The sequence below is a fragment of the Enterobacter cloacae complex sp. 6730903 genome (genome assembly GCF_048283985.1).
Lineage (GTDB): Bacteria > Pseudomonadota > Gammaproteobacteria > Enterobacterales > Enterobacteriaceae > Enterobacter > Enterobacter hormaechei_C.
In genome coordinates this window covers 12,090-35,104 of sequence record NZ_JBLVXX010000001.1, presented here as the reverse complement: position 1 = coordinate 35,104, position 23,015 = coordinate 12,090, and the positions used below count along the sequence as shown (strand labels likewise).

19 protein-coding genes are annotated in these 23,015 nt (G+C 57.0%); 6 read left to right on the top strand and 13 right to left on the bottom strand.

Annotated elements, in window-relative coordinates; all coding sequences use genetic code 11:
• Window positions 1-9: 9 nt before the first annotated feature.
• Entirely contained in the window at window positions 10-813 is an 804-nt protein-coding gene (gene suhB, locus ACNQ0W_RS00175; RefSeq protein WP_003860668.1) for an inositol-1-monophosphatase, read from the top strand.
• Between the two features lie 61 nt (window positions 814-874).
• Here suhB and ACNQ0W_RS00170 read toward each other — a convergent pair whose 3' ends face one another.
• Window positions 875-1,855, bottom strand: a complete 981-nt coding sequence (locus tag ACNQ0W_RS00170; RefSeq protein WP_062933307.1) for a nickel/cobalt transporter — start codon at window positions 1,853-1,855, stop codon at window positions 875-877.
• The gene (locus ACNQ0W_RS00165) at window positions 1,846-2,484 is read right to left on the bottom strand and encodes a DUF1007 family protein (RefSeq protein ID WP_047736719.1); all 639 of its coding nucleotides are present in this window, start codon (window positions 2,482-2,484) and stop codon (window positions 1,846-1,848) included. Before ACNQ0W_RS00165 ends, ACNQ0W_RS00170 begins: the two co-directional genes overlap by 10 nt.
• Before the next feature lie 125 nt (window positions 2,485-2,609).
• Here ACNQ0W_RS00165 and csiE point away from each other — a divergent pair, with 125 nt between their 5' ends.
• Window positions 2,610-3,887, top strand: a complete 1,278-nt coding sequence (csiE, locus tag ACNQ0W_RS00160; protein WP_062933308.1) for a stationary phase inducible protein CsiE — start codon at window positions 2,610-2,612, stop codon at window positions 3,885-3,887.
• On the opposite strand, the gene ACNQ0W_RS00155 is transcribed toward csiE, so the two are convergent.
• The gene (locus tag ACNQ0W_RS00155) at window positions 3,888-5,027 is read right to left on the bottom strand and encodes a 3-phenylpropionate MFS transporter (protein ID WP_003860673.1); all 1,140 of its coding nucleotides are present in this window, start codon (window positions 5,025-5,027) and stop codon (window positions 3,888-3,890) included.
• Between the two features lie 172 nt (window positions 5,028-5,199).
• On the opposite strand from ACNQ0W_RS00155, the gene ACNQ0W_RS00150 reads away from it, so the two are divergent.
• A complete protein-coding gene (locus ACNQ0W_RS00150) occupies window positions 5,200-5,622 on the top strand; it encodes a DoxX family protein (RefSeq protein ID WP_003860675.1) in 423 nt (140 codons plus the stop codon).
• 53 nt (window positions 5,623-5,675) lie between these two features.
• Here ACNQ0W_RS00150 and glyA read toward each other — a convergent pair whose 3' ends face one another.
• On the bottom strand, window positions 5,676-6,929 hold the full coding sequence (gene glyA, locus ACNQ0W_RS00145) for a serine hydroxymethyltransferase (RefSeq protein WP_003860678.1): 1,254 nt from the start codon (window positions 6,927-6,929) through the stop codon (window positions 5,676-5,678).
• Between the two features lie 304 nt (window positions 6,930-7,233).
• Here glyA and hmpA point away from each other — a divergent pair, with 304 nt between their 5' ends.
• A complete protein-coding gene (gene hmpA, locus ACNQ0W_RS00140; protein WP_047050321.1) occupies window positions 7,234-8,424 on the top strand; it encodes an NO-inducible flavohemoprotein in 1,191 nt (396 codons plus the stop codon).
• Window positions 8,425-8,499: 75 nt separating this feature from the next.
• On the opposite strand, the gene glnB is transcribed toward hmpA, so the two are convergent.
• From glnB to purL, 5 genes are all read right to left on the bottom strand, one after another.
• The gene (glnB, locus tag ACNQ0W_RS00135) at window positions 8,500-8,838 is read right to left on the bottom strand and encodes a nitrogen regulatory protein P-II (protein ID WP_003860685.1); all 339 of its coding nucleotides are present in this window, start codon (window positions 8,836-8,838) and stop codon (window positions 8,500-8,502) included.
• Window positions 8,839-8,918: 80 nt separating this feature from the next.
• Window positions 8,919-10,256 carry a two-component system response regulator GlrR gene (gene glrR / locus ACNQ0W_RS00130; protein WP_015572150.1) on the bottom strand — a complete coding sequence of 446 codons (1,338 nt, stop codon included), beginning with the start codon at window positions 10,254-10,256 and terminating at the stop codon, window positions 8,919-8,921.
• The gene (gene qseG, locus ACNQ0W_RS00125; protein WP_062933309.1) at window positions 10,253-11,005 is read right to left on the bottom strand and encodes a two-component system QseEF-associated lipoprotein QseG; all 753 of its coding nucleotides are present in this window, start codon (window positions 11,003-11,005) and stop codon (window positions 10,253-10,255) included. Before qseG ends, glrR begins: the two co-directional genes overlap by 4 nt.
• The gene (qseE, locus tag ACNQ0W_RS00120) at window positions 11,002-12,435 is read right to left on the bottom strand and encodes a two component system sensor histidine kinase QseE/GlrK (protein ID WP_162268483.1); all 1,434 of its coding nucleotides are present in this window, start codon (window positions 12,433-12,435) and stop codon (window positions 11,002-11,004) included. The genes qseG and qseE overlap by 4 nt, the downstream gene beginning before the upstream one ends.
• A gap of 532 nt (window positions 12,436-12,967) precedes the next feature.
• Window positions 12,968-16,855, bottom strand: coding sequence for a phosphoribosylformylglycinamidine synthase (gene purL / locus ACNQ0W_RS00115; protein WP_039270178.1), 3,888 nt, complete (start codon window positions 16,853-16,855; stop codon window positions 12,968-12,970).
• A gap of 267 nt (window positions 16,856-17,122) precedes the next feature.
• Here purL and mltF point away from each other — a divergent pair, with 267 nt between their 5' ends.
• The gene (gene mltF / locus ACNQ0W_RS00110; RefSeq protein WP_047050324.1) at window positions 17,123-18,673 is read left to right on the top strand and encodes a membrane-bound lytic murein transglycosylase MltF; all 1,551 of its coding nucleotides are present in this window, start codon (window positions 17,123-17,125) and stop codon (window positions 18,671-18,673) included.
• Here the strand turns inward: mltF and tadA are convergent.
• From tadA to murQ, 4 genes are read right to left on the bottom strand one after another with little or no spacing between them, the layout of a single operon-like run.
• Window positions 18,561-19,100, bottom strand: coding sequence for a tRNA adenosine(34) deaminase TadA (gene tadA / locus ACNQ0W_RS00105; RefSeq protein WP_022651606.1), 540 nt, complete (start codon window positions 19,098-19,100; stop codon window positions 18,561-18,563). The genes mltF and tadA overlap by 113 nt on opposite strands.
• A gap of 24 nt (window positions 19,101-19,124) precedes the next feature.
• On the bottom strand, window positions 19,125-19,760 hold the full coding sequence (yfhb, locus tag ACNQ0W_RS00100) for a phosphatidylglycerophosphatase C (RefSeq protein ID WP_040117993.1): 636 nt from the start codon (window positions 19,758-19,760) through the stop codon (window positions 19,125-19,127).
• Window positions 19,761-19,763: 3 nt separating this feature from the next.
• On the bottom strand, window positions 19,764-21,128 hold the full coding sequence (locus tag ACNQ0W_RS00095; protein ID WP_062933311.1) for a PTS transporter subunit EIIC: 1,365 nt from the start codon (window positions 21,126-21,128) through the stop codon (window positions 19,764-19,766).
• A 9-nt stretch (window positions 21,129-21,137) separates the two neighbouring features.
• Window positions 21,138-22,034 carry an N-acetylmuramic acid 6-phosphate etherase gene (gene murQ, locus ACNQ0W_RS00090; RefSeq protein ID WP_015572145.1) on the bottom strand — a complete coding sequence of 299 codons (897 nt, stop codon included), beginning with the start codon at window positions 22,032-22,034 and terminating at the stop codon, window positions 21,138-21,140.
• Window positions 22,035-22,152: 118 nt separating this feature from the next.
• Here murQ and ACNQ0W_RS00085 point away from each other — a divergent pair, with 118 nt between their 5' ends.
• Window positions 22,153-23,001, top strand: coding sequence for a MurR/RpiR family transcriptional regulator (locus ACNQ0W_RS00085; RefSeq protein WP_062933312.1), 849 nt, complete (start codon window positions 22,153-22,155; stop codon window positions 22,999-23,001).
• The last annotated feature ends 14 nt before the right edge of the window (window positions 23,002-23,015 follow it).

Genomic DNA, 23,015 nt, shown 5'->3' with positions numbered 1-23,015 from the left:
GAGAGACCGATGCATCCGATGCTGACCATCGCCGTGCGCGCAGCGCGCAAGGCGGGTAATGTAATTGCCAAACACTACGAAACCCCAGACTCCGTAGAAACCAGCCAGAAAGGCAGCAATGATTTCGTGACGAACGTCGATAAAGCCGCAGAAGCGATTATTATCGAAACGATCCGCAAATCTTACCCGCAGCACACCATCATCACCGAAGAAAGCGGTGAACATGAAGGTACCGATCAGGATGTTCAATGGGTTATCGATCCACTGGATGGCACCACCAACTTCGTCAAACGCCTGCCACACTTCTCTGTGTCTATCGCAGTACGCATCAAAGGCCGTACTGAAGTCGCCGTTGTTTACGATCCAATGCGTAACGAACTGTTCACCGCGACCCGCGGTCAGGGCGCGCAGCTGAACGGCTACCGTCTGCGTTGCAGCAATGCACGCGATCTGGACGGCACGATTCTGGCGACCGGCTTCCCGTTCAAGGCGAAGCAGCACGCAACCACTTATATGAATATCCTGGGCAAGCTGTTCACCGAATGCGCGGACTTCCGTCGCACCGGCTCTGCTGCACTGGATCTGGCCTACGTGGCGACCGGCCGCGTTGACGGTTACTTTGAGCTGTCACTGAAGCCGTGGGACTTTGCGGCGGGCGAGCTGATCGCTCGTGAAGCTGGCGCGATTGTTTGCGACTTCACCGGCGGCCATAACTATATGTCTACCGGCAACATCGTTGCAGGTAACCCGCGCGTTGTTAAAGCCATGCTGGCAAACATGCGTGATGAACTGAGCGATGCGCTGAAGCGTTAATTCAGTCTGTTAAGCCCGGTGGCGCTACGTTTACCGGGCTTACAACACGCCTCAGATACGGCTAGAAAGGCCGCAACCCCCTTCCCACCGGCACCGCGCTTATCCACATCGTGACCGCAGCCACCAGCAGAATCACCCCGCCCGCCAGCGCCAGCGTCGTCCAGCCAACCTGTCGCCACAATACCGGCGTTTTATTGCCGCTGAGTTTGACCGCCAGCTGACGGAAGCTGTGTACCAGCAACGCTAAAGACGAAATGGTGAGAGACGTTCCCGCCGCCATCGCCAGCGCGGACAGCATGCCCCAGCCAAACACGCCAATAACCTTACTGAACAGCAGAACCATGATCGCACCCGAGCACGGACGCATCCCCATTGAGAGAACAATCATCAGGCGCGCACGCCAGTCGTCACCGTTCTGTAATTGCTCCTGCGTCGGCAGATGCTGATGCCCGCACCCGCAGTTTTCATGGTGAACGTGATGCGGTGTAAAGGATTTGAATTTTGGTTTTCGCAGCAACGCGCGCAATTTTTTCAGCGCCCGCCAGCAGAGGATCAGCCCCAGCACGCCTACCAGCGCGTAACTCCCCTTTTCCAGCCAGAAGCTGCTCATATGCAGCTGGCGGGCCGGCAGCTGTAGCAGCGAAAGGACGACCACGACCAGCGCAATCGCCACACCGCCCTGAAGTAAAGAGGACGCCAGCGTCAGGCCGATACTCGATTTCAGCTTCGATGGATGCGTGGCAAGCCAGGTCGTGATAACGATTTTGCCGTGCCCCGGTCCCAGGGCATGCAGCACGCCATAGATAAAGCTGAACGCCAAAAGAGCGCCGCCCGCTTTGGTCGGATTTTCCGCCACGGCCTTCAGCAGACCGCTCATCTGCTGATTAACTTCCCGCTGCCAGAGGATGCTTTTCACCATCACCTGCGGCCATGCCTGCCACAGCCAGAGCGCGCCGCCAACCGCTAACAACAAAAAAAGCGCCAGAGGCCAGAGGTGCAGCCAGCGACGCGGCTTACTGACGGGAGAAGAGATCACTGACATTGTAACGTCACCTCCTGCGCAAACTGTTTACCTAACTCCATGTCTTCAGGGGGCGCATCCTCTTTATCAAGAGAAACGGCAAAGTTCAGCATCTCTTCGCTGGGTTTCGGGGTGTGCACGGCAATTTTGCAGCTTTTTTGCAGCGCGTCCGGCAGCCGTACGTCGCTGTCATTGTCATAGCGCATGTCGACATAGTAGGTTGGGTCAAACGTGGAAAACGTGTACTTCTGCCCGGCCAGCGGTTGAGGGTGCGCCAGCGGAAGGATAAAGGTCAGCACCGCCTGATGACCGTCGCGGGTCATGCCGTACTCCGTGGGACGGTTGAGAAATTTCACCTTTTGTCCGTTGTGCCAGAACTCGGTGAAGTAGTGCTGACCCAGCACGTTGGCCATCACTTCCGCCGCCAGCTTTTTCCAGATCTCATCGCCGGGCTTTGCGTTTCCGGCATCGTACAGCAGGTCGGCGGAGGTGATTTCATCCATCGTCCAGCGCATCTTCAGGCCACTGAGCTGCGTGCCGTCCGTCACCAGTTCGGTTTTCAGGCTGATAAAACTGTGAGGATGTGCGCCGGCGGCGAAAGTGAAAACCGCCAAAAATAACGCTACCGCGCTTTGTTTAACTATTTGCATCTGTTCCTCACGTCAAAAATTCTGTGATGTTCGCCAGCAATCCTGAGTGAAAGGCCTGCCGGTGCGCTTTTCAGCGCCCATCCTTTAGCTATTCTTATCAAACATTCACACTGGATACCCGACAGATGATGACGACGCTTGAAATTCCATCTGTGCTTTCCAGTTCGCAGCGCCGCTGCCAGGTGCTTTTGATGCTTTACCTGCCCGATGCTGCCGTCACCGCACAGAGCATAATCGCTGCCAACGGCGTGGACGACGTCATGGCACGGCAAGATATAGCCGAGACGCGCGATGAAATCCAGCGCTATCATCGGCTTGATATCGTCACGCACCATGATGGCTGCTACCGAATTGAGGGTTCCGCCCTGAATCAACGTTTGTGCCTGCTGCACTGGCTGCGCAGGGCGCTTCGGCTGTGTCCACATTTTGTCGCCCAGCAGTTTACCCCTGCCTTAAAAACCGCGCTTAAACAGCACGGCATTGCCCGCCCGCTTTACGACGATGCGAATCTTCGGGCGCTTATCAACTTTTGTGCACGCAAGCTTCAGCGCCAGTTTGAGTCCCGCGACGTACAGTTTTTACAGCTTTATCTGCAATATTGTCTGATTCAGCATCATCTGGGCAATACGCCGGAGTTTTCGCCCGTTCAGCGCAGCTGGACGCAGTCCCGAGGGGAATACTTTACGGCGCAGGAAATTGTCCGCCACTGGAAACGGCGCGTCCCGCAGGGAACGCACAGCGATGAACAGCTGTTCCTGGCGCTGCTGTTTATGATGCTTCGCACACCCGACCCGGTGATGGATAAACACCAGCAGGATCAGCGCCTGCGTCGCGCTATCGTGCGCATGATTGCCCGTTTCCGGGCGCAAACCGGGATGAACTTCAGCGATGAGCAAGGGCTGACCGATCAGCTTTATATTCATCTGGCTCAGGCGCTGGACCGCTCCTTATTTGACATCGGCATCGACAACAGTCTGCCGGAAGAGATCCACCGTTTATACCCCCGGCTGCTGCGCACCACTAAAGAGGCGCTGTTTGAGCTGGAAGCCGAATTTGGTCTGCGATTCTCCGGTGAAGAGATGGCTCTGGTGGCGGTGATTTTTGGTGCCTGGCTGATGCAGGAGACCGACCTGCATGAAAAACAGGTGGTCCTGTTAACGGGGGAAGATAAAGCCTGTGAAGCGTTAATTGAGCAGCAGCTTCGCGAGCTGACGCTTCTGCCGCTCAATATTCGTTATCTTAGCCTGGAGGCGTTTAAGAAGGAGGGCGCCCCCCGCGAGGCAGCGCTGGTCATTACGCCTTATCCAACCGCCCTGCCGCTGTTCTCGCCGCCGCTCATTCATGCCGTTGAGACCCTGAACACGCAGCAGCAGGAACATATTCGCGTTATGCTCGAATCATAGTTACGTGCGAGCAGCGACTTTAGGGCGGATGACGATGGCCGGTAAAGCGACCAGCGCCATCACCCAGAACACACCGTGCCCCAGGTGCTGATAGAGGAAACCGGCAAATACGGTCATCACCGCAATACTGCCGCCCATCGCCACCGCTGAATAGACCGCCTGAAGACGAATAACGTCCCCACCCTCTCGCGCCGCGATGTAGCGCATCGCCGCCAGATGGCACACGGTGAAGGTTCCGCAGTGCAGAATTTGCGCCACAATCAGCCACGGCAGCTCCGTCGTCCAGCCCATGATGCCCCAGCGCGCCACGCCGCACACGGCGGAAAGCAGCAGCAGGTCACGCGCCCCGAAGCGACGGAACAGTTTTTGGCTCAGCGCGAAGATAATAACCTCCGCCACCACGCCGAGCGACCACAGGTAGCCTACCGCAGAAGCCGAGTAACCCGCCCCCTGCCAGTAGATGGCGCTGAAGCCGTAATAGGCCGCATGCGCCCCCTGAAGCAGACAGACGCAGGCCAGGAAACGCCAGCTTTGCGCCACCAGCGAGCGCCAGGCGGGCCAGCCGGCGCTCTCCTGATGGCGGCTTTCGCCCTGCGGCATCACCGACGGACGCAGCAACATACCGAGCAGCATCGAGGCGATGCCGAGCGTTAACAGCGCCAGAATGGCACGATAGTCATAGAGGCTGACCAGTTTCCCGACCAGCGCAGAGCCGATCACGAAGGCAATCGATCCCCACAGGCGCACGCGGCCATAGTCCATGGTGATCTGCTTTTGCCAGGTGTTCGCCAGGGCATCCGTCAGCGGTACCAGCGGGGAGAAGAACAGGTTAAAACCAACCATTACCACCATCAGCCAGGCAAACTGATGGCTGACCCAGAAGCAGGCCGCAAAGACCAGCGTCAGCAGGGCCAGAATTCGCACCGCTTTAATCAGTAAGGAGGGATCGCTGACGCGGGGCGCAATCAGCAGGCTACCCAAGAAACGTGCCACCAGCCCCGCGCCCAGCAGGATGCCAATGGTCTCAGGCGTCAGACCAATTCCCTTGAGCCAGACGCTCCAGAAAGGCAAAAAAATACCGTAACTAAAGAAATAGGTAAAGTAGCTGAGCGCCAGCCAGCGTGTGGAATGCAAGACCATGAATCCCTCCCGAAATGGAGGCGATAGTCTGGCGTTAATCCCTGACTTTAGCAAGTCGTTAGCGCGCTATAAATTAACGATAAATTAACATCATCACCAGCCGGACAGCGTATGGCGAGAGCGGTAAAACTGTATTACGTTTATAAGACATCGCCTGAAGAGGTCGTTTGCCATGAACAGCTTACGTTATTTTGATTTCGGCTCCTCTCGTTCACTCCTGCTTTTAATTGCCCGCATTGCTATCGTGGTCCTGTTTATTATTTTCGGTTATCCCAAGCTGACGGGGTTTAGCGGCACCGTTCAGTATATGACGTCGCTCGGCGCCCCCATGCCCATGCTGGCCGCCATTATTGCGGTGGTGATGGAAGTCCCCGCCGCGATTCTGATCGTGCTGGGCTTTTTCACCCGCCCCCTCGCGGTGATCTTTGTCTTCTATACGCTGGGAACGGCGGTGATTGGTCACCACTACTGGGATATGACGGGCGATGCGGTTCTGCCAAATATGATTAACTTCTACAAAAATGTGAGTATCGCTGGCGCCTTTATTTTGCTGGCGATTACCGGGCCGGGGGCCATCTCCCTTGACCGACGTTAGCCCATAAAAAAAGGCCGCATGAGCGGCCTTTTTCAGTTCTGCGACGCAGAGAATTATGCGTACACCGGGAAGCGTGCGCAGATGTCCAGCACTTTACCTTTAACGCGCTCGATAACCGCGTCGTCATTGATGTTGTCCAGAACGTCACACATCCAGCCCGCCAGCTCTTTCACTTCCGCTTCTTTGAAACCGCGGCGAGTGACGGCCGGAGAACCAATACGGATACCGGAGGTCACGAACGGGCTCTTCGGATCGTTTGGCACGCTGTTTTTGTTGACGGTGATGTTGGCGCGGCCGAGGGCTGCGTCAGCTTCTTTACCGGTCAGGTTCTTATCAACCAGGTCCAGCAGGAACAGGTGGTTTTCCGTCCCGCCAGAGACCACTTTGTAGCCACGGTTCAGGAACACTTCCACCATCGCTTTGGCGTTTTTAGCAACCTGCTGCTGATAAACCTTGAACTCTGGCTCCATCGCTTCTTTCAGCGCGACGGCTTTCGCGGCGATAACGTGCATCAGCGGGCCGCCCTGGGCGCTTGGGAACACGGCGGAGTTCAGTTTTTTGTACAGCTCTTCGTCGCCACCTTTCGCCAGAATCAGGCCACCGCGTGGACCCGCCAGGGTTTTGTGGGTGGTGGTGGTCACAACGTGCGCATGTGGAACCGGGTTCGGGTAAACGCCTGCCGCAATCAGACCGGCAACGTGCGCCATGTCGACGAACAGGTACGCGCCGATGCTGTCCGCGATTTCACGCATTTTTGCCCAGTCAACGATGCCGGAGTAAGCAGAGAAGCCACCGATGATCATCTTCGGCTTGTGCTCTTTGGCCTGCTTCGCCATGTCTTCGTAGTCAATTTTGCCGGACTCATCAATACCGTAAGGGATGATGTTGTACAGTTTGCCGGAGAAGTTAACCGGGGAGCCGTGAGTCAGGTGGCCGCCCTGCGCCAGGTTCATACCCAGAACGGTATCGCCCGGCTGCAACAGCGCGGTGTAAACAGCGAAGTTAGCCTGAGAGCCAGAGTGCGGCTGGACGTTCGCGTAGTCAGCGCCAAAGAGTTCTTTCGCACGGTCAATCGCCAGCTGCTCAACGATATCAACGTATTCGCAACCGCCGTAATAGCGCTTGCCCGGATAACCTTCAGCATATTTGTTGGTCAGCTGAGAGCCCTGCGCCTGCATCACGCGCGGGCTGGTGTAGTTTTCGGAGGCGATCAGTTCGATGTGCTCTTCCTGACGTACTTTTTCCTGCTCCATAGCCTGCCACAGTTCGGCATCATAATCGGCAATGTTCATTTCACGCTTTAACATCCGCATCTCCTGACTCAGCTAACAAGTAAATTTTTGGCCTGAAAAGGCAGTCCTGTTGGACGACGGGCAACAGTATAACTGAATAGTTCTGCGATAACAGGTCTTGACAAACGATTTTACGCAAACGTTTACCTCCACGCCGCGCAAGGCTTTGAGCAATAAAGCTCTCGCCATTTTCAACGGATTTCTTTTCAGCTTTGTGATGCATATTTTTCACGTTGCAAAGAACCATTTACATTGCAGGGGTATTTTTATAAGATGCATATAAAATACATCATTAAAGTAACATCAGAAGGAAGCTGCTATGCTCGACGCCCAAACCATCGCTACCGTAAAAGCCACAATCCCCCTGCTGGTTGAAACGGGTCCTAAACTGACCGCCCATTTCTACGATCGCATGTTCGCGCATAACCCGGAGCTCAAAGAGATTTTCAACATGAGCAACCAGCGTAACGGCGATCAGCGCGAAGCGCTGTTTAACGCTATTGCCGCCTATGCCAGCAACATCGAAAACCTGCCGGCTCTGCTGCCTGCGGTGGAAAAAATCGCCCAGAAGCACACCAGCTTCCAGATCAAACCTGAGCAGTACAACATCGTCGGCAGTCACCTGCTGGCAACCCTGGACGAAATGTTCAGCCCGGGCCAGGAAGTACTGGATGCCTGGGGTAAGGCCTATGGCGTGCTGGCAAACGTGTTCATCAACCGTGAAGCGCAGATCTACAGCGAAAACGCCAGCAAGAATGGCGGCTGGGAAGGCACGCGCGCCTTCCGCATCGTTGAGAAAACCCCGCGTAGCGCACTGATCACCAGCTTTGAATTTGAGCCAGTGGACGGTCAGCCGGTTGCCGATTACCAGCCGGGCCAGTATCTGGGCGTCTGGCTGAAGCCTGAAGGCTTCCCGCACCAGGAGATTCGCCAGTACTCCCTGACCCGCAAGCCAGACGGCAAAGGCTATCGCATTGCGGTTAAACGTGAGGAAGGCGGTCAGGTATCCAACTGGCTGCATAACGAAGCCAGCGTGGGCGACGTGGTCCATCTGGCGGCACCGGCGGGCGATTTCTTTATGGCCGTTGAAACGAATACCCCGGTGACGCTGATCTCCGCAGGCGTGGGTCAGACGCCTATGCTGGCGATGCTGGATACGCTGGCGAAAGCAAACCACAGCGCGCAGGTTAACTGGTTCCACGCGGCGGAGAACGGTGATGTTCACGCCTTCGCGGACGAAGTGAAAGCGCTGGGAGCGGGTCTGCCACACTTTACCGCTCATACCTGGTATCGCCTGCCGACGGAAGCCGACCGCGCAGCGGCTCGTTTCGACAGCGAAGGCCTGATGAATTTAGGGCAGCATGAAGGGGCGTTCAGCGCACCGGGGATGCAGTTCTACGTTTGTGGGCCGGTAGCGTTTATGCAGTATGCCGCGAAGCAGCTGGTTGAGCTGGGCGTGAATAAAGACAACATTCATTACGAATGTTTCGGCCCGCATAAAGTGCTGTAATGCAAAAAGCCCCTCAACGAGGGGCTTTTTTTCGCCGGGTGGCGGCTACGCCTTACCCGGCCTACCAAATCTTTTTTAAATCGCTGCGTCGTCTTCTTCGCCAGTACGGATACGAATCACGCGCGCCACGTCAAAGACGAAGATTTTCCCGTCGCCAATTTTGCCGGTCTGCGCCGTGCGGATGATGGTGTCCACACAGGTATCGACGATATCATCGCTCACCACGATCTCGATTTTCACTTTCGGCAGAAAGTCCACCATGTACTCTGCGCCACGGTATAGCTCGGTGTGGCCCTTCTGACGACCAAAACCTTTTACTTCAGTTACGGTCATCCCGGTGATGCCTACTTCTGCCAGCGCTTCACGTACATCATCCAGTTTGAAAGGTTTAATAATCGCATCAATCTTTTTCATGGTGGGTCCTTAAACTCTTGCCAGTAAGCAGCCTCGTAATCGGTTGCTCACAGTATCATATTCAGGCGAATTTTGCGGTATTACTCTTTAAAATCGTTCGCTTCCAGCTCGTGGCGTGAGAGCAATTTATAAAACTCGGTACGGTTACGCCCGGCCATGCGCGCCGCGTGGGTCACGTTGCCTTTGGTGATTTGCAGCAGCTTGCGCAGATAGTTCAGCTCGAACTGGTTTCGCGCTTCCGCAAACGTCGGTAAGGCCGTGTTTTCCCCCTCCAGCGCCTGCTCCACCAGCGCATCGCTGATCACCGGTGATGACGTCAGCGCCACGCACTGCTCAATCACGTTCACCAGCTGGCGTACGTTGCCCGGCCAGCTTGCGGTCATCAGGCGTTTCATCGCATCGGTGGAGAACGCGCGCACGAAGGGTTTGTGGCGGTCAGCGGCCTGGCGCAAAAGGTGATTAGCCAGCAGCGGGATATCTTCCGCACGCTCGGCCAGCGCCGGGATTTTCAGGTTGACGACATTCAGTCGATAGTAGAGATCTTCGCGGAACTCGTTGCGCGCCATCACCTTGGGTAAATCGCGATGGGTAGCGGAAATAATACGCACGTTGATATCGATATCGCGGTTGCTGCCAAGCGGACGCACTTTTCGCTCCTGCAACACGCGCAGCAGTTTAACCTGCAACGGCGCGGGCATATCGCCAATTTCATCAAGAAACAGCGTGCCCCCCTCAGCCGCCTGGAACAGCCCTTCACGGCTGCTCACCGCGCCGGTAAAGGCGCCGCGGGCATGGCCGAAGAGCTCAGACTCAAGCAGTTGTTCCGGCAGCGCGCCACAGTTGATGGCAATAAAGGCATTTTTACTGCGCGGGCTGGCGTTGTGGATCGCCTGGGCCAGGATCTCTTTCCCGGTCCCGCTCTGGCCGTTGATCAGCACGCTAACGTCGGATTGCGCCACCATCCGCGCCTGTTCCAGCAGGCGCAGCATCACAGGGCTACGCGTCACGATGGATTCACGCCAGGCGTCGTCGCCGGATGGCGCCGCGTGCTCAAGGGCGCTGTCGATTGCTTTATAGAGGGCGTCTTTATCCACCGGTTTGGTGAGGAAGCTGAATACCCCCTGCTGCGTCGCGGCCACCGCATCAGGAATAGATCCGTGAGCGGTAAGGATAATCACCGGCATCCCGGGCTGCTGCTTCTGGATCTCCGTGAACAGTTGCAGGCCATCCATTTCATCCATGCGCAAATCGCTGATCACCAGATCGATTTTCTCGCGGCTGAGCACTTTCAGCCCCTCCTGCCCGCTTTCAGCGGTGACCACGCTGTAGCCTTCGCTGACCAGACGCATCCCCAGCAGCTTTAACAGACCGGGATCGTCATCCACCAGTAACAGATGGGCAGGTTTACGGCTTGTCATGGCTTCACATCCTCTTGTTTCGGCGTCTCACTGTCTGGCGTCGTGGCAGAGTTGCCTTTCGACCCATCGGGCAGATAGCTGCCTGCCGGCTTACGCGTCGAGAGCTGTCTTTCGATATCGGTCAGATTTTCAAGCTTGCGGGTGGTGGTTTCCAGCTGCTCGCGCAGCGACTCCTGCTGCTGGCGAAGCGCATCAAGCTCGCTGTCGCTCGACTGCTGCAATTTGCTGTAGCGGAAACGCTCTTCGGACAGCTGTAATTGCAGGGTTTGTCCGTCCCGCCAGAGCTGATAGACCGGGCGCACCTGGGGGGGAATATTGATCACGTATGTATCCAGCCGCGTCACGTTGGCGCGGCGTTCGACAGGCGTGATTCTGGCATCCGCCATCACGATCCCACGTTTAAACGCGTCCTGCCAGGTATCGTCCACCAGCATCGCCGCCTGGGCACGGGCCTCAGCGGGCGCCAGCCGCTGGGCGCAGTCTATTCCGCGCAGCCAGAACAGCGGATTGGATTCAACATCACGCCCCGACAGGTTCCAGATATCATCGCAAGATGTTGAAAGGAAATCGGCCAGCTGTTTTTGCGGCCATTTATCTTCCTGTTTGTGGCTAATTGCACTTTTCGGCGCATGGGTTACACAGCCGGCCAGCAGTAAGCAGGGCAGGCTCAGGCGCACATTTTTGCTGGAAAACACCGCGCGCAGTGCGCGGTAAAAGACGTGTGACATACTCACCAGGTTGTTATTCATTTCATTGATTTTTCCGGCTCAAGAGGCAGTTCGATACGAAAACAGACATCGGCGCGTTCATCACTCACGATGTTAAGCTCACCCTGCATGCGTCGTATGCAGTCGCGGGCAATACTCAGCCCCAGACCACTTCCTTTTACCGCACCTTTTCGCTGATGACTCCCCTGGAAGAAGGGCTCAAAGATCATCGTTTTTTCATCATCCGGAATCGGGCTTCCCGTATTCGCTACGTCAATAAATACCCGCGAACCGTTGTTATTGCTTCTGATATAAATGGTACCGGATTCAGTACCATAGTGCACCGCATTGGAATAAAGATTATCCAGTACGCTCATTAACAGCATCGGCTCTGCCAGGCAGGATGGCGCAATAAGATCCACCTGGGTATGCATCATTTTAGCTCTTGCTGGCAGGCTATGGGCGGAGATCACCATGTCCACCAGCGGTTCAATCTCAACGCTTTCGAGCACCACAGCACCATCCGCCAGCTTGCGGTTATAGTCCAGCAGTTGTTCAATAAGTTTTTGTAAATTGCGGCTACTGGCATCCAGAATCGCCACGATCTCTTTTTGCTCAGGCGTTAACGGCCCCGCTACTTCGTCTGCCAGCAGCTCCGTACCTTCACGCATACTGGCCAGCGGTGTTTTGAGTTCGTGTGAGATATGGCGCAGGAACTGGTGACGCTGCGATTCCAGCCACGCCAGGCGTTCAGAAAGCCAGATGATGCGCTGACCGACCGAGCGCAGCTCGCGCGGGCCTTTAAAAACAACCGTATCCCCGAGAGATTTGCCCTCCCCCAGGCGGTTAATCATCCGCTGGATCCCCTTTACCGGGCCGATGATCATGCGGGTAAAGAGCAGTACCAGCCCCAGACTGACGAGGAATAGCACCAGCGCCTGCCAGCCGAAGAACTGGCCGCGCTCGGCAATCTCCTGCTGGAGCTGCTGTCCACGGGAAAAGATAACCGTACGGGTGGACTGCACCATCTCCGTATTGGCGTTCGCGAAGGCTTCAAGTCGGGCGGCGGCGGCGGCATCAGGACCGCTGTTTTTGCACTGGAGCTGCGCCAGATCGTTCAGATCCTGACGCAACGCCTGATAGAGTTTGTCATCCGGCAAGACCCCGGCATGGGCATCCAGCATTTCGCTGTAGCGTTTACGCTGATTCTGATAGACCCTCGCCAGCGTGCGGTCGTCCAGCACGCAGTACTGGCGATAGCTACGCTCCATCTCCAGCGCGGCGTTGGTCATTGCCTCGCTACGCCGGGCATCAATAAGCGTGGTGCGGTTAGTCAGGGCCGCCTGGGCACTTAACGCATTCAGGCTTTGCCATGCCTGCCACGCCAGAACCAGTAAAGGTAGCAGGATCAGCAGGAAGGCCATCATAACGAGCTGTCGCAGGGAGCGAGGGAAAGCGGGCCAGCGTTTCAACACATTACTCTCATCATCCGGGTTTGAGGAGAGCGTAACTGAGTCTGCCCTTCAGATACAACAAAGCCGGGTAAAAACCCGGCTTTGTCATGGAATAAGGCGGTGCCTAACTCGACGTTTCGCCCTGGCCTGATAAAGCATTGCAATAATCAGTAGTTGGACGGCAGGCACCTTTTTGTGCGTCATTCGAAGTTTATGTAGCACGTCCCGAAGGGGCTGACATAAGAAGGTGAATGAGCCACTGGTTACTATTATGCAACGTGCGTGCCAGATTGCAAAGATTCATATTATCCTTATGATTAATAACCGTTTTATTATTAAAATGCATTGATTGTGACGTGAATGATTTCCAGGCTAAGTGTCGCTATTAAGCAACACCTTAACGGGAACCTTTCCTGCCATATATAAATCAATAAGTTAAATGTCTCTTATTGGAGACACTCAACCCAGAGAATTGTCGCGATTTTGCGACAGGTACAAAAAAGCCCGGTGGCGCTCGCGCTTACCGGGCCTACAGTCAGTGCGTTGAAACTTAACCCAGTTGTTTACGCGCGTTGCGGAAAATGCGCATCCACGGGCTGTCCTCGCCCCAGTTTTCCGGGTGCCAGGAGTTGCTAACGGTACGGAAGACACGCTCCGGGTGCGGCATCATGATCGTCACCCGACCGCTTTCGCTGGTGACCGCGGTAATGCCATTTGCCGAACCGTTCGGGTTAGCCGGATAGGTTTCGGTGACCTTGCCGAAGTTATCAACAAAGCGCAGCGCCACCAGTCCTTTGCTTTCAAGCTGAGCCAGGTGCGCCGCATCACGCACTTCAACCTGACCTTCACCGTGCGAAACCGCGATTGGCATCTGTGAACCGACCATTCCCTGCAACAGCAGAGACGGGCTTTGGGTCACTTCTACCAGGCTGAAGCGCGCTTCGAAGCGGTCAGACTGGTTACGCACAAAGCGCGGCCAGGCTTCGCTGCCAGGGATCAGCTCGCGCAGGTTAGACATCATCTGGCAGCCGTTACACACGCCCAGCGCCAGCGTCTGCGGACGGTGGAAGAAGGTTTCGAACTCATCGCGCACGCGGCTGTTGAACAGGATAGACTTCGCCCAGCCCTCGCCCGCGCCCAGCACGTCACCGTAGGAGAACCCCCCGCAGGCAACCAGCGCCTGGAAATCATCCAGCCCGGTACGCCCGGCCAGCAGGTCGCTCATGTGGACGTCGATGGCGTCAAAGCCCGCGCGGTGGAAGGCGGCCGCCATCTCAACGTGGGAGTTAACGCCCTGCTCGCGCAGCACGGCCACTCTCGGACGCGCACCGGTCGCAATGTACGGCGCGGCAATGTCTTCGTTAATGTCGAAGCTGAGCTTCACGTTCAGGCCAGGATCGTTGTCGTTCGCCTTCGCGTTGTGTTCCTGATCGGCGCATTCCGGGTTGTCACGCAGGCGTTGCATCTGCCACGTGGTTTCCGCCCACCACATACGCAGCGTGGTGCGGCTTTCGCTGAACACCGCGTGGCCGTCGGCTTCAATCACGAAACGGTCGCCCTGCACCGCTTTACCGAGATAGTGTACGCAGTCTGCCAGACCGTGCTGCGCCAGAATCGCTTCCACCGCGTCGCGATCTGCGGCGCGTACCTGAATGACGGCACCCAGCTCTTCGTTAAACAGCGCCGCCAGGCGGTCTTCGCCAAGCGTTGCAATGTTTGCTTCAACGCCGCAGTGACCGGTGAAGGCCATCTCTGCCAGCGTCACCAGCAGGCCACCATCGGAACGGTCGTGGTAGGCCAGCAGCTTACGCTGCGCCACCAGCGCCTGAATAGCGTCGTAGAAGCCTTTCAACTGGGCGACGTCGCGCACGTCGGCTGGCTTATCGCCGAGCTGGCGGTAAACCTGCGCCAGCGCGGTGGCGCCCAGCGCGTTGTGGCCTTTGCCGAGGTCAATCAACAGCAGGGCGTTATCTTCAGTGGAAAGCTGCGGCGTAACGGTATGGCGCACGTCTTCCACGCGCGCAAACGCGGTGATCACCAGCGACAGCGGAGAGGTCATCTCGCGCTGCTCGTTACCTTCCTGCCAGCGGGTTTTCATTGACATGGAGTCTTTACCCACCGGAATGGTCAGGCCGAGCGCAGGACACAGCTCTTCACCCACCGCTTTCACCGCTTCGTACAGGCCGGCATCTTCGCCAGGGTGACCGGCAGCGGCCATCCAGTTCGCGGAAAGTTTGATGCGTTTGATATCGCCAATCTGCGTCGCGGCGATGTTGGTCAGCGCTTCACCGACCGCCAGACGGGCAGAGGCAGCGAAGTCCAGCAGCGCCACCGGGGTGCGTTCGCCCAGGGCCATCGCTTCGCCGTAGTAGCTGTCGAGGCTCGCGGTGGTCACGGCGCAGTTAGCGACCGGGATCTGCCACGGGCCGACCATCTGATCGCGCGATACCATACCGGTCACGGTACGGTCGCCGATGGTGACCAGGAAGGTTTTCTCTGCCACCGCCGGGAGGTGCAGTACGCGGTTAACCGCGTCAGCAACGGTAATATCCTGACGATCCAGCGCTTTGCCCGCCGCTTTACGGGTCTGCACGTCGCGGGTCATCTTCGGCGTTTTGCCGAGCAGCACGTCCAGCGGCAGATCGATCGGCTGGTTGTCAAAATGGGTGTCGCTTAAGGAGAGGTGCTGCTCTTCGGTCGCTTCACCAATAACGGCATACGGCGCGCGCTCGCGGCGGCACAGCTCGTCAAACAGCGGCAGCTGATCGGCGGCAACCGCCAGCACGTAGCGCTCCTGGGATTCGTTACACCAGATTTCCAGCGGGCTCATGCCTGGCTCATCGCTCAGGATATCGCGCAGGTTGAAGCGCCCGCCGCGACCGCCGTCGCTCACCAGCTCAGGCATAGCGTTGGACAGGCCGCCCGCGCCCACGTCGTGGATGAACAGAATCGGGTTGGCATCGCCCAGCTGCCAGCAGCGGTCGATCACTTCCTGACAGCGGCGCTCCATTTCCGGGTTGTCGCGCTGCACGGACGCGAAGTCGAGATCCGCATCAGACTGGCCGGAGGCCATAGACGAGGCTGCCCCGCCGCCCAGACCGATGTTCATGGCCGGGCCGCCGAGCACGATCAGCTTCGCGCCGACGACGATCTCGCCTTTCTGCACGTGATCGGCGCGAATGTTGCCGATCCCGCCCGCCAGCATGATCGGTTTGTGGTAGCCGCGCAGCTCTTCGCCGTTATGGCTGTCCACTTTCTCTTCGTAGGTACGGAAGTAACCGTTCAGCGCCGGACGACCAAATTCGTTGTTGAACGCCGCGCCGCCCAGCGGGCCTTCGGTCATGATATCCAGCGCGGTCACGATGCGCTCTGGCTTGCCGAAATCTTCTTCCCACGGCTGTTCAAAGCCCGGTATACGCAGGTTGGAAACGGAGAAACCGACCAGACCCGCTTTTGGTTTCGCGCCGCGACCGGTCGCACCTTCGTCACGGATTTCACCGCCGGAGCCGGTCGCCGCACCCGGCCACGGAGAAATGGCCGTCGGGTGGTTGTGGGTTTCCACTTTCATCAGGATATGCGCAGGCTCCTGGTGGAAGTCATAGCGCCCTGCTTCGCGGTCGGCGAAGAAGCGGCCCACCTCGGAACCTTCCATTACCGCGGCGTTGTCTTTATAGGCAGACAGCACGTGGTCAGGGGTTTGCTCCATGGTGTTTTTGATCATTTTGAACAGCGACTTCGGCTGCTGTTCGCCGTCGATAATCCAGTCGGCGTTGAAAATCTTGTGGCGGCAGTGCTCGGAGTTGGCCTGCGCGAACATATACAGTTCGATATCGTTCGGGTTGCGATTCAGCTTAACGAATGCATCCTGAAGGTAGTCGATTTCATCTTCTGCGAGCGCCAGACCAAGACGCAGGTTTGCGTCGATCAGCGCCTGACGCCCCTGCCCCAGCAGATCCACGCTCTGTACCGGCGCAGGCTGATGGTGGGAGAACAGTTTCTGCGCATCATCCAGAGAGTCAAACACGCTCTCCATCATGCGGTCATGCAGTTCTGCGGCAACCACCTGCCACTGCGCGTCGCTCAGGGTTGATGCTTCCACATAGTACGCTACGCCGCGCTCCAGACGGTTAATCTGGCTCAGGCCGCAGTTGTGAGCGATGTCGGTGGCTTTGGAAGACCAGGGGGAGATGGTGCCAGGGCGTGGCGTGGCGAGGATTAATTTGCCGGTCGGCGTATGGCTGCTCAGGCTTGGGCCATATTTAAGCAGGCGTTCCAGCTGTACGCGCTCCTCTGCATTCAGGGGGGCATTCAGGTCAGCAAAATGGACATACTCAGCGTAAATATTGCTTACCGGAAGGTCGGCCGCCTGAAAACGTGCCAGCAGTTTGTTAATACGGAAGGCAGACAGTGCAGGCGAACCACGCAGAATTTCCATCATAAGTCTCTCGTCTTCGAAGCGCCGGGGCGCTTACAGTGTGCGCAAGGGGGGAAAACGGGCGTCATTATAGAGAATCCTGAGCGCCGACGAAACCGTTTGCGTCGAAATAAAATCATCCTTTATGTTTAACAATAGATGTGACCTGTCTCTCTAATTGGTTGCCAACTGGCGCTACTTTGCGCAAAATGCCGCTCAATCAATGGCAAACTCTACTCTTAACATGACTACAGCACACTGAGGCAACCGGCGTCGCAGAGAATTAACTAATTGAAAAAATTAAAGATTAATTATCTGCTCATCGGCATTGTTACGTTGCTGCTGGCAGTGGCCCTCTGGCCGTCTATCCCATGGTTCGGCAAGGCCGAAAACCGTATCGCCGCCATTCAGGAGCGGGGGGAGTTGCGCGTCAGTACCCTCTCCTCCCCGCTTATTTACGATGATATCAACGGTAAAACCATCGGTCTTGATTACGAACTGGCACAGCTGTTTGCGGACTATCTGGGCGTGAAGCTTAAAGTTACCGTGCGGCAGAACATCAACCAGCTGTTTGATGATTTGGACCATGACCGTGCCGATATTCTCGCCGCAGGTCTGGTGTACAACAGCGAACGCAGCAAAAACTATCAGCCGGGCCCGACCTACTACTCCGTGTCGCAGCAGGTGGTTTATCGTGTGGGTAGCCTGCGCCCGCGCTCACTGGCCGACATCACCGACCAGCAATTGACCATTGCGCCAGGCCATGTGGTGATTGACGATCTGCGGGCGTTGAAAGAGAAAAAATACCCGAACCTCAGCTGGACGGTCGATCCTAAACTCGGCACGACTGAATTGCTGGAGCAGGTAAAAGATAAAAAGCTGGCCTATACCATTGCTGATTCGGTGGCGATCAGCCTTTTCCAGCGCGTTCATCCTGAAATCGCCGTGGCGCTGGATGTGACCGACGAACAGCCGGTGACCTGGTTTACCCAACTGGACGACGATCAAACCGTCTCTGCGGCTATGCTCGATTTCTTTAATTCCATCAATGAAGACGGCACCCTGGCGCGTCTGGAAGAGAAATATCTCGGTCACGGGGACGATTTTGATTACGTTGACACCCGCACCTTCCTGCGCGCGGTGGACAGCGTGCTGCCGGATCTGCAACCGCTGTTTGAGAAGTACGCCCAGGAGATTGACTGGAAGCTGCTGGCGGCGATTTCCTACCAGGAATCGCACTGGGATGCTCAGGCCACCTCCCCCACGGGCGTGCGCGGGTTGATGATGCTGACCAAAAATACCGCCCAGAGCCTCGGCATCAGCGACCGGACCGATGCGGAACAGAGCATCAGCGGCGGCGCGCAGTATTTACAGGATATGATGGCGAAAGTGCCGGAGACGGTCCCGGAAGGGGAGCGTATCTGGTTTGCGCTGGCCGCCTATAACATGGGTTATGCGCATATGCTCGACGCGCGGGCGCTGACGGCAAAAACCAAAGGTAACCCGGACAGCTGGTCAGATGTAAAACAGCGCCTGCCGCTGCTTAGCCAGAAACAGTGGTACCAGAAGCTGACGTACGGCTATGCGCGCGGGCATGAAGCGTATGCCTACGTGGAAAATATTCGTAAGTACCAGATAAGTCTGGTGGGATATCTGCTGGAGAAAGAAAAAGAGGCGACCGAGGCGCAACAGCTGGCTGAAAGCTATCCGGTGGTCGCACCGGACGAGCTTAATCACCCTGCGGCTTCAATTCTGCCTTTTGTTGCTTTTTCTGCTGCCGACGCATTCGAAAAAAGTCACTTAACAGACCCGAACATTCTGGTGCAAGTACCCCGCCGATAGTTTTCACCTGGTGATTCATCCCCGGATGACCAAGTACGTCCATCAGTGAACCAGCAGCGCCCGTCTTTTCATCCCGCGCGCCAAACACCAGCGTACCGATTCGGCTGTGCACCATCGCCCCGGAGCACATCACGCACGGCTCAAGGGTAACATACAGGGTGGTATCAAGCAGACGATAGTTTTGCAGCACCAGTCCGCCCTGACGCAGGGCCATAATTTCAGCATGCGCGGTAGGATCGTGACGGCCAATCGGACGGTTCCACCCTTCCCCAATCACCTGATTGTTATGGACCAGCACCGCGCCCACGGGCACTTCGCCTTCTTCCCAGGCGCGCTGAGCCAGCGCCAGCGCATGGCGCATCCAGTATTCATGATTGTGTTCAGGGTTGGACAAGGGCTGATACTCCAGTCGAAAAGCGGGCGGCATTATACACAGCCCTTATAGATAAGACTATTCGAGTTGCTGAAGTTCACCGAGGGGAGTAACGCGCCAGCGATGCTGGCAAAAATAGAGCAGCGGGTTGTCCTGCTTGCTGTCGCTGTAGCCGCTGTACAGACGCAGCGGCGTACCGATGCGTTTCTCCAGCTGCACCACTTTTTCATGTCCGAGGCAGCGCATAGTCAGCACCCAGCCGCCGTAGCCGCGCGCGATTTGTGTCGCAATAAGATTCACGCGCGGCAGCCAGGGCGTATCAAAATAGACCTGCTCCACCAGCGTCTGCGGGGAGCCGGTAATCAGCCAGATATCAGCATCGTTGGCGTCGAGATAGCTGGTCAGGCGCGCCTGTACCACGGGAAACGCGGCGACGTGCCCGCGAAACCAATGCGCAAAATCCTGTTCGAGCTGCTTAAGGCGCGCTTCGCTATGACCAAACGTGCATCCCCAGAGCAGCAGGCTCATCGGCCAGCGCGCTGCTCGGCCTTTCACCAGCAGCGCGATGCCAATAACGGGTAACAGGGGTAATACCAGCAACGCGTTAAGGGGCTGGCGCCGCAGCAGGTAGCGCATAAAGGTACCGAACATATCCTGCTGATGCAGCGTTCCATCCAGATCAAAAAAGACAACGCGACGCTCGTGACTGGCCAAACCTTACTCCTCTGGGTCGTTGAATCCTAACAGCCAGGTAAACAGGAACCCGGCGATCACCGCTACCAGATAGCCTAACAGATAGAGCATCACTTTTCCGGTCACGATGGTTAATGCCAGCGGTAAACCGGAGATCCCGAAGGTAATGACGGTCGCCACTTTCCAGTAGCTGATTAACGCCCCGCCCACCGCGCCACCGAGACAGGCGGCCAGGAACGGTTTACCCAGTGGCAAGGTCACGCCGAAAATCAACGGTTCGCCGATACCGAGTAACCCGACCGGCAGCGCCCCTTTAATGACCTTTTTCAGACGCGCGTTGCGGGTTTTCATCAGCACCGCGATGGCCGCGCCGACCTGCCCAACGCCCGCCATCGACAGGATCGGCAGCAGTGCGTTATAGCCGTGCGCCTGTACCAGTTCGACATGGATCGGCACCAGCCCCTGATGCAGACCGGTCAGCACTAACGGCAGGAAGGTCCCGGACAGCACGGCCCCCACCAGCAGCCCGCCGCGATCGATCGCCAGAGACGCGCCGTGAGCGATGGCTTCAGAGATCACGCCGCCTAACGGTTGCAGCGCCACAATCGCCACGCTCCCGGTAATCAATGTGGTCAGCAGCGGGTTGAGGATCAGCTCAATCGAGCCGGGCAGCAACGCGCGCAGCTTTTTCTCGATCCAGCACATCAGAATGACCACCAGCAGCACGGCAATCACCCCACCGCGGCCAGGCTGAAGCGCCTCGCCAAACAGCGTAATCTGCGCCAGTTGCGGGCTGGAGAGGATCCCCGCCATTACGCCGCCCATCGCCAGCGAGCCGCCGAACACTTTGGCCGTGTTCACCCCCACCAGAATGTTCATGATGGCAAACACCGCGCTGCCGAAAATCGCCAGAATACCCAGCAGGTTCGGATACTGGGTGGCAAAATTCCCGACAATATCCGGACGCTTGAGGATATTGATAATCCCGGTGATCAGCCCCGACGCGATAAACGCCGGGATCAGAGGAATAAAGACGTTTGCCAGCTGGCGCAGCGCATCGCTCATGGGGGCTTTGTATTTGGCTTTCGCCTGCGCTTTGGTGCGTTCCGCGTCGTCAAAGGTGGGAGCCGTTTCACCGCCCGTCATCAGGGCGCGCATGGCATCAACCACCTGCGCCGCTTTGCCCGGACCGACAATCAGCTGGTGCTGTTGCCCCTGTTTAACGTACCCGCTCACGCCGGGGAGTTGCTTCAGGCGCGTTACATCAAGCTTTTCGTCGTTGTGCACCTCGACGCGTACACGCGTCATGCAGTTTTCCAGACGCTGAATATTTTTTTCCCCACCGATCCCGAGCAGGATGTCGCTGGCGAGCGCTGCTGTTTTGTCCATACACGCCTCTTATTGGTGTTCTAATGCCGCCCGTAAAAACCCGTGATGGGCTTCGAGCCTGGCTCTGGCCGCGGCTGCATCCAGCCCGGTTAATATCATCAGAATGGCGGGTTTGACGTCGTAATCGGTCTGTTTGAGTACCGCTTCCGCCTCTTCCCGACCTGCCCCTGTCGCCTCTATCACCATGCGGCAGGCTCTGTCCACCAGCTTGACGTTGGTGGCCTGCATATCCACCATCAGGTTTTGGTAGACCTTGCCAAATTTCACCATCGCGCCGGTGGAGATCATATTGAGCACCAGCTTCTGCGCGGTTCCGGATTTCAGGCGCGTGGAGCCGGTAAGCGCTTCCGGCCCGACGACCGGAGAGATGGCAATGGCGGCCACCTGCGCAATCGGCGAGCCCGGGTTACAGGAGATGGCTACCGTGGTACATCCCGTCTGTCTGGCGTATTCCAGCCCACCAATGACGTACGGCGTACGACCAGAAGCCGCCAGCCCGACGACCAGATCCTGCGCGGTCAGGTTCAGCGCCCTGAGATCGTCTTCCCCAAGCTGTTTATTGTCTTCTGCCCCTTCCACCGCTTTCAGCAGCGCGCCGGGGCCACCGGCAATCAGGCCAACGACCAGACCGTGCGGAACGCCAAAGGTCGGCGGACATTCTGAGGCATCCAGCACACCGAGGCGCCCACTGGTACCCGCCCCCATGTAAATAATGCGTCCTCCTGCTTTCAGAGCGTCGGCAGCGGCGTCTACGGCTTTCGCCACCTCGGGCAATGTCTCTTTGACTGCCAGCGCGACGAGGGTATCCTGTTGATTAAAGCGGTTTACCAGCTCCAGCGTGGACAGTGCATCAAGATCCATGGTTTGCGGGTTACGCGTTTCAGAAACAAGAGAGCCTAGATTCATGTTATTTACCTCTGGAATTTTTAATTCATAATAAACGCACTATAATGGAATATAAAATTCATTCAGGCGAGCAAAATTCGTATTTGCGCGGGTAATCACATTTTCGCCAGGAGACCGTATGAACTGTTTAATTCGTATTCGCCAGCGCTACGCAGGGTTTGCCCAGAGTGACAAAAAGCTGGCGGATTATTTACTTTCCCAGCCCGATCGCGCGCGACACCTCAGCTCCCAGCAGCTGGCAGGCGAAGCCGGGGTGAGCCAGTCGAGCGTGGTGAAATTTGCCCAGAAGATAGGCTATAAGGGCTTTCCGGCGCTAAAACTGGCGATCAGTGAAGCACTGGTAAGCAACCCTAATCCGCAGTCAATGCCGGTGCATAACCAGATCCGCGGCGACGATCCGATGCGTCTGGTCGGCGAAAAGCTGATCAAGGAGAACGTGGCGGCAATGCATGCCACGCTGGATGTGAACACGGAAGAGAAGCTGCTGGAAAGCGTAGCCATGCTTCGCGACGCGCGGCGTATTGTGCTGACCGGAATCGGCGCCTCCGGACTGGTTGCGCGTAACTTTGGCTGGAAGCTGACAAAAATCGGCTATAACGCCATCGTTGAACAGGATATGCACGCGCTGCTGGCGACCGTGCAGGCCATGGATCCTGACGATTTACTGCTGGCCATCTCCTATTCCGGCGAGCGCCGTGAAATTAATATGGCTACCGACGAAGCCCTGCGCGTAGGCGGAAAAATTCTGGCGATTACCGGTTTTAGTCCGAATGCGCTCCAGCAGCGGGCCTCCCGCTGTCTGTATACCATTGCCGAGGAACAGGCCACTCGCAGCGCGGCGATTTCGTCGACGAGTGCGCAGATGATGCTGACGGACCTGCTGTTTATGGCGCTGGTTCAGCAGGATCTGGAGCGTGCGCCAGAGCGTATTCGTCACAGCGAAGAGCTGGTAAAAAAACTGGTCTGAACAACGAATGAGCG

Bases quoted from the DNA above. Each gene is read 5' to 3' on its own strand.
- suhB (WP_003860668.1), top strand. From the start codon at position 10: ATGCATCCGATGCTGACCATCGCCGTGCGCGCAGCGCGCAAGGCGGGT.
- ACNQ0W_RS00170 (WP_062933307.1), bottom strand. From the start codon at position 1,855: ATGTCAGTGATCTCTTCTCCCGTCAGTAAGCCGCGTCGCTGGCTGCAC.
- ACNQ0W_RS00165 (WP_047736719.1), bottom strand. From the start codon at position 2,484: ATGCAAATAGTTAAACAAAGCGCGGTAGCGTTATTTTTGGCGGTTTTC.
- csiE (WP_062933308.1), top strand. From the start codon at position 2,610: ATGATGACGACGCTTGAAATTCCATCTGTGCTTTCCAGTTCGCAGCGC.
- ACNQ0W_RS00155 (WP_003860673.1), bottom strand. From the start codon at position 5,027: ATGGTCTTGCATTCCACACGCTGGCTGGCGCTCAGCTACTTTACCTAT.
- ACNQ0W_RS00150 (WP_003860675.1), top strand. From the start codon at position 5,200: ATGAACAGCTTACGTTATTTTGATTTCGGCTCCTCTCGTTCACTCCTG.
- glyA (WP_003860678.1), bottom strand. From the start codon at position 6,929: ATGTTAAAGCGTGAAATGAACATTGCCGATTATGATGCCGAACTGTGG.
- hmpA (WP_047050321.1), top strand. From the start codon at position 7,234: ATGCTCGACGCCCAAACCATCGCTACCGTAAAAGCCACAATCCCCCTG.
- glnB (WP_003860685.1), bottom strand. From the start codon at position 8,838: ATGAAAAAGATTGATGCGATTATTAAACCTTTCAAACTGGATGATGTA.
- glrR (WP_015572150.1), bottom strand. From the start codon at position 10,256: ATGACAAGCCGTAAACCTGCCCATCTGTTACTGGTGGATGACGATCCC.
- qseG (WP_062933309.1), bottom strand. From the start codon at position 11,005: ATGAATAACAACCTGGTGAGTATGTCACACGTCTTTTACCGCGCACTG.
- purL (WP_039270178.1), bottom strand. From the start codon at position 16,855: ATGATGGAAATTCTGCGTGGTTCGCCTGCACTGTCTGCCTTCCGTATT.
- tadA (WP_022651606.1), bottom strand. From the start codon at position 19,100: ATGCCGCCCGCTTTTCGACTGGAGTATCAGCCCTTGTCCAACCCTGAA.
- ACNQ0W_RS00095 (WP_062933311.1), bottom strand. From the start codon at position 21,128: ATGGACAAAACAGCAGCGCTCGCCAGCGACATCCTGCTCGGGATCGGT.
- murQ (WP_015572145.1), bottom strand. From the start codon at position 22,034: ATGAATCTAGGCTCTCTTGTTTCTGAAACGCGTAACCCGCAAACCATG.
- ACNQ0W_RS00085 (WP_062933312.1), top strand. From the start codon at position 22,153: ATGAACTGTTTAATTCGTATTCGCCAGCGCTACGCAGGGTTTGCCCAG.